The organism is Aeromonas sp. R10-2 (assembly GCF_040908445.1).
Taxonomy (GTDB): domain Bacteria; phylum Pseudomonadota; class Gammaproteobacteria; order Enterobacterales; family Aeromonadaceae; genus Aeromonas; species Aeromonas veronii.
In genome coordinates this window covers 60,254-66,376 of record NZ_JBFODS010000010.1, presented here as the reverse complement: position 1 = coordinate 66,376, position 6,123 = coordinate 60,254, and the positions used below count along the sequence as shown (strand labels likewise).

At 57.5% G+C, this 6,123-nt stretch carries 5 protein-coding genes; all 5 read left to right on the top strand.

Translation table 11 applies throughout. From position 1 onward, the window contains the following. Positions 1 to 101: 101 nt before the first annotated feature. The 5 genes from AB5Y97_RS01280 to AB5Y97_RS01260 all read left to right on the top strand — a co-directional run bounded on the left by AB5Y97_RS01280 (position 102) and on the right by AB5Y97_RS01260 (position 6,046). Positions 102 to 1,370, top strand: coding sequence for an IS4-like element ISAeme4 family transposase (locus AB5Y97_RS01280; RefSeq protein WP_041206016.1), 1,269 nt, complete (start codon positions 102 to 104; stop codon positions 1,368 to 1,370). A 1,081-nt stretch (positions 1,371 to 2,451) separates the two neighbouring features. Beyond that, positions 2,452 to 2,964, top strand: coding sequence for a MarR family transcriptional regulator (locus AB5Y97_RS01275; protein ID WP_005349886.1), 513 nt, complete (start codon positions 2,452 to 2,454; stop codon positions 2,962 to 2,964). A gap of 1 nt (position 2,965) precedes the next feature. After that, positions 2,966 to 4,021, top strand: a complete 1,056-nt coding sequence (locus AB5Y97_RS01270) for an HlyD family secretion protein (RefSeq protein WP_368157146.1) — start codon at positions 2,966 to 2,968, stop codon at positions 4,019 to 4,021. Continuing rightward, the gene (locus AB5Y97_RS01265) at positions 4,011 to 5,108 is read left to right on the top strand and encodes a DUF2955 domain-containing protein (protein ID WP_368157144.1); all 1,098 of its coding nucleotides are present in this window, start codon (positions 4,011 to 4,013) and stop codon (positions 5,106 to 5,108) included. Before AB5Y97_RS01270 ends, AB5Y97_RS01265 begins: the two co-directional genes overlap by 11 nt. A 209-nt stretch (positions 5,109 to 5,317) precedes the next feature. Then, positions 5,318 to 6,046, top strand: a complete 729-nt coding sequence (locus AB5Y97_RS01260) for an ABC transporter substrate-binding protein (protein ID WP_234896940.1) — start codon at positions 5,318 to 5,320, stop codon at positions 6,044 to 6,046. Positions 6,047 to 6,123 lie beyond the last annotated feature (77 nt).

Below are 6,123 nucleotides of genomic sequence, written 5' to 3'. Positions count from 1 at the left end.
CATGTACAGGATCTTTAGCAGCAACCAATTGAAATAGATATAAAAATGGCTTCGATTGTGATCTGATTTTATCGCCAAACAAAACCGCCACGCACGAAGCCATGACCATTATCGATGCCAACCACTATCTTGAGCAACTTCTCTCTCCTGCCGAACTCGACCGCATTGCCCGTGACTGCCAATTTTGCTTGCGCAAACGAGCCATTACGCCTGCCATGCTGGTGACTGCACTCTTGCGGGCACTTGGCTGCGACCAGGTCGATGGTATCGCTGGATTGCACCATCATTTCAATGCCTTGCAACTGGTTGATGCCCATCAGGTTTCCTACAAGCCCTTTCACAACCAGTTGCGCAAAGCGTCGTTCGCCCTGTTCATGAAGGCGCTGGTTGAACGGGCTATCGCCTTGCGTATCGGCCAACAGATGAAGACTGCATCCCTTGGCGCATTCAAACAGGTGTTGTTGCAGGATGGTACTTCCTTTGCCGTCCACAAAAGCCTGGCCGAAGTGTTTCCGGGAAGGTTCAAGACCATTAGCCCGGCGGCAATCGAGTGTCATATGCTCATGTCTCTATTGGAGCAAAGTCCAGTTTGCATGCAGGTCTCTGCCGATACGGCGTCAGAGCGCCAGTTCCTGCCTGAGCCCGAGCGGCTCAATAACAGCCTGCTGTTGGCGGACGCGGGTTACATCGATATGGCCTACTTTGCGAAACTAAACGAGGCGGGCGGTTTCTATCTGGTCAGGGGTAGTAAGAGCCTGAACCCGAAGATTATCCGGGCATGGCGCGGTGACGAACGGGAAGTGCCGAAGCTGGCGGGCCTGTCACTCAAGGATGCTGGACGGCGGCACTGTCGGGCAGAGGTACTGGATATGGTGGTGAAATCGGGCAAGTTCGAGTATCGGCTGATCCGACGCTGGTTTGCCGAGGAGAAACGGTTCTGTATCTGGATGACCAATCTGCCACGAGAGGCATGGCCAGCAGAGCGGGTGATGAGCCTGTACCGCTGTCGTTGGCAGGTGGAGCTGCTGTTTAAGGAGTGGAAGTCGCACAACCGGCTCAAGGGCTTTGTGACAGGTCAGAAAGCCATTGCCGAGGGGCTGGTGTGGGCCAGCCTGTTGTCGCTGGTGATGAAAAGACGGGTAGCTCAGACGCTGATGGGGGACGGTTTATCCACACTGAAAGCGGCGAAAAATAGCGGAACCTGGTGGTTCCCGTTATTGGAAGCGGTGGCTCATCGGGTGTTGGTGGAAATAAGAGAGCGTCTGGAATGGGCTGCCGTTTACTTGGCGAAAAATGCCCGTCGAACCAAGCAGCGAAAATCGATACAGAACAGGACCTTAGAAGGAATTTCAAATGAAGTGTTTTCTTAAGGTCCTGTATATGAAGAGCGGCATACCGGCAATTTGTTGGCCGCCCATAAAGGCGGCCTTTTCTTGTGTGGTTTGTAGGGGTGAGAGGTTTTTCATTGTTATGTACTCTGCGTGTGATTGTGGCCGCTACTTTATTGATCCCCCTCGCCTCTGTCGGTTAGCCAGACTGCAAAGCCATATAAAAACATTAAAAACTTAAACATCATGGTGCCTCCAACATGCGCAGCACAATAGAACACCAGACATCCGATACCCGACCAAGTCAGGAAATAGGGTGATAAAACGAGCGACCATAATGGCGGATATTTGGGTGATCAGCAGTAATAACGATGCGATGATCTCCCCCCTTCGGGGAAATAACAGAGCCAGATGACAAGCTCTGCGACCATTTATCGCCACAGCTCCTGTGAGTGATAATCAGCGGGCAATGTCATCGCCATGACGCGAGTGCCACGGCGTTCCACATCAGGGTTTGAGTCGGCGTGCAGGAAGCACGCACGATGAAAATGGTGAAGAGAAAGATGCAAAAAGGGGAGATTGAAATAGTGATGAGTCAAGCCAGCGAATACCAGAGCACTGGCTTGAACTCACAAGGATCACACACGGTCAGGTCTATTCTGCCAACAGCAATGGAATATTGGCGGGGTCAAAATCATGACTGATATCGGTACTTCTGATTGCGCCTTCCCGATTCACGCCATGGTGTGACTCTGCACCATATTCCCCATCACTCAACAGCACTTCAATTGCCAGATACACACATCCACTGTCATATCCATCCACAACCCGTTTCCCCCTTGTTTTATAACCCCATCAATATTAGCGGATAAAAAAAGAGCTGCTCACTGAAGCTGAAAATTTCATGAAAATAATCGCCGGATATCCTCCATTCACGGCGCAATATCCGAAGCGGCAAAGGAGTCTCGAGTGGATCAGCCCCGAAAATAATATCAGGGTCTCGAATGCTGCCAACTCGCACCAGCGAAAGATCCGACCAGAAACATGATCCGCATCACACTATTTACTTAGCATGCTAAACAAGCATAATACTTAGCAGGCTAAGTAGATTGAGGATGAGAAGATGACGGATCTGGAAAGGTTGCGCGAGCTGTCGCTCGCCGAGCAGATAGCGCGGATGCACCGGCTATGGCGTACTGCCGCCGACCTGGAGCTGGCTCCCCTTGGCCTCACCCATCCCCGCTGGACCGCGCTGTGGAAGCTCTCCCGCATGGGGAACCATGTCAGCCAGAAGACCCTGGCCGAAGCCCTCGAGATAGAGCTCCCATCCCTGATGCGCACCTTGGGCCAGCTGGAAGAGCAGGGACTGATTGAGCGCCACTGCTGCAGTCAGGACAAGCGGGCCCGCATCGTCTGCGTGACCCCGGCTGGCCAGACCCTGCTCGATCAGATCGCCGACCGCATCATGAATATCCGCCGGGAGCTGCTGGGGGGCATCGACGAGCAGACCCTGCAACTGTTTGAAGCCACGGTGCAGCGGATCTCGGCCAACGCCCTCAGCAAAATTGAACAACACCACGACCGACAAGCCGGAGGCGATACAAGCCCTCCCGAGACAGACACAGAGAGAGAATAAGATGACTCCGGATCAACAATTTACCCGCTGGATCAAATGGTCCATGGCTGGCTTTGCCACCCTGTTTGCCTATTTTCTGATAGCCGACCTGCTGATGCCCCTCACCCCTCAGGCGATGGCGACCCGGGTGGTCACCAAGCTGGCCCCGCAAGTGAGCGGCAAGGTGGTCGAGGTCGCCGTTCACAACAACCAGCAGGTCAAGAAAGGAGAGCTGCTGTTCAGGCTGGATCCGGCCCCTTTTGAACTGGCAGTGGAGCAGGCCCGCCTTGCGCTGGCGCAGGCAGAGCAGCAGAACAGTGAACTGGATGCCGCCCTGACCGCCGCCGTTGCCGAGATCAACGCCAAGGAGACCCTGGCCAGCCAGAAGTGGCGCGAGGCTGAGCGGATCGATGCGCTGTACCAACGTCACATGGTTTCGCTGCAACAAAAAGATGAGGCTGACAGCGCCCTGCGCAGCGCCCAGGCCAACCTGCGCGCCAGTCAGGCCAAACTGGCCCAGATCAAGGCCAGTCGTGGCGTGACCGGTGAGGATAATCTGTTGCTGCGCCAGGCCCGCAACAAGCTGGCGCAAGCGCAGCTGGCCCTCTCTTACAGCCAGGTCCACGCGGATCAGGATGGCACCATCACCAACCTGCAGCTCAAGCCGGGCAGTATCGCCAGCTCCGGCAGCCCGCTGCTGGCGCTGGTGTCGGAACAGGTGGACGTCATTGCCGATTTTAGGGAGAAGAGCCTGCGCCATGTTGGCGCGCAAACCCGCGCACTGGTCGCCTTCGATGGCGAGCCGGGTCAGCTCTATCCTGCTCGGGTAAGCAGTCTGGATGCCGGAGTGAGTGCCGGTCAGTTTGATGCCAACGGACGACTGGCCGCGCCGGTGGAGTCTGATCGCTGGGTACGGGATGCCCAGCGGATGCGGCTGCACCTCGAGCTGGACCAGCTCCCCGATCATCTGCCAGCCGGGGCGCGAGCCACGGTGCAACTGCTGCCGGACAATGCCCTGACCGCCATGCTGGCACGAAGCCAGATCCACCTGCTCAGCCTGCTCCATTATGTCTACTAATCACGCCACTCACCCGTCGGCCAATACCGCCCCAGCACACCCCGCCGGTGGTGCTGCCACCCACCTCTGGTATCGGCCCCTCACCGGCAACGAGCTGCGCCAGTGCCTGCGCATCGCCTTTGGCTGCACCACGGGCTTTCTGCTCTGCAAGCTGTTTGGCTGGAATTACGGGGTCTTCTATACGGTCACGCCGGTGCTGCTGCTGGGGATGGTGCCGGTGATGAATGGCCATGCCGCACGCCAGCTGATAGCGGCGGCGGTGGTCTGTGGGGTGGAGGTCGGGCTGCTGGGGGGACTGTTTGGCAGCCATCCGGCGCTGATGACCCCTATCGCCTTTCTGCTGTTTCTCTACCGTTTCGCCGCCATGTCGCGGGGCAGCCTGTTTCTGTTCGGGGCCAACGGGGTGCTGAGCCTCAGCATCATGCTGCACTTTGCCAGCTATCCGCAGACCGACCTCAACGACCTGATCCTCAACAATATCTGGGCGAGCGTGCTGTCGGTGCTGATCGCCTACCTCATGACCATGCTGATCCCGGATGTGGAGGCCAGACCCAAGCCCGCCTCGGCCCCCAAGGCGCCGCACCGGATGCGCCATGAAGCCCTGCTGGGTGCCACTGTGGCCACCCTGTCATTTCTGGTATTTCAGGTGTTTGACCTGCGCGACTCCATGTCTGCCCAGGCTACGATATTGCTGGTGCTGTTCCCCATGCACTGGAACGGCGCCCTCAGTTATGCCCGCAAACGGGCGATGGGCACCTTGCTGGGGGTCACCTTCGGCCTGCTCGGCCAGTTGCTGCTCTATGACTGGTCAGGGCAACTGCTGCTGGTCGCTCCACTGCTGTGGCTCGGCGCCATGTTGTTCAGCCATGCCCACGTCAAGGAGGCAGGCGGCTCCGGGGTCGGCTTTGGCGCCCTCACTACCCTCGGCATCCTATTTGGCCAGTACCTCACTCCGGGCAACGATCTGGTGTTCAGCGCCCTCTACCGGGTGAGCAGCATCCTGTTTGCCATCGTGGTCACCCTGCTGGCCTGCTACCTCGTCCACCGGTTGCTCAACCGCTTCGAGGCGACCCGCTTCGGTTATTGATCTCCTGTTGTAAGCACTGTTGTCAGCCCATGGATGAGCTCTCTTTCGCCCCGTCGCCAGCCGGGGCTTTTTTCTCACCCTCGTTTACCTCCCTCACCAAGACTCCTGCAACTACAAGTCAGCGCAGAAGTGTGGCTATGCTTGTAAGGCTGCTGTCGATGAGGTGCACACTTATGGTTCCGTTGTTAAAAAAATGGCTGGTTTGTCTGATGCTGTTGGCTACCAGCCCGCTCGGGGCCACCCCGCTTGTCATTGGTGCCGAAGATGACTGGGCCCCCTACTGCGAGCGCGACAAGGACAATGAGGATGACCAGCCCCACGGACTGGCACCTGAGCTGGTCAAGGCGGTGTTCGCCGCCGAAGGGATCGAGATTGTCTTTCGCACTCTGCCCTTCGCCCGCTGCATGCACGATGCGAAAAGCGGCAAACTTGCGGGGTGCTTCAACGCCACCATCACCGAAGAGAACCGTTACCAGTACCACTGGCACGATACCCCCATGTTCGAGGAGGATCTCGCCATCTTCGCCCTCGCCAGCGAACCGCAACGGGATCTCAAACTCACCTCGCTGGAGGGCAAGCGGGTGGGCATCACCCTCGGCTACACCTACCCCACCGATTTTATGGAGAACCCCAGGATCACCCGCTTTCAGGCCAAATCCGATGCCCAGATCCTCGAGATGCTGGTACGTGGCCGGGTCGACTACATCCTGATGAACGGCATGCCAGGCTACCTCAAGATCCAGCAAAAACAGCTGACCGGCAAGGTGGTCAAGGTTGGCAAGCTCTCCACTGATGGCTTCTGGCTCGCCTTCTCCCGCCACCACCCGCAAGGGGAAGCGCTGGCCAAACAGTTCGAGCAGGGGCTGCAGAAGATCAAAAACAACGGCATCTATGAGACGCTGATCCGCCAGTTTGAAACCAGACTTGGCCTCTACTGATGGCGATGCCTTCCTGATAGCGCCCCTCATACTCGCGCGGTATGCCGGACAGCGAGCGACGCACCGAATGGCCCCGC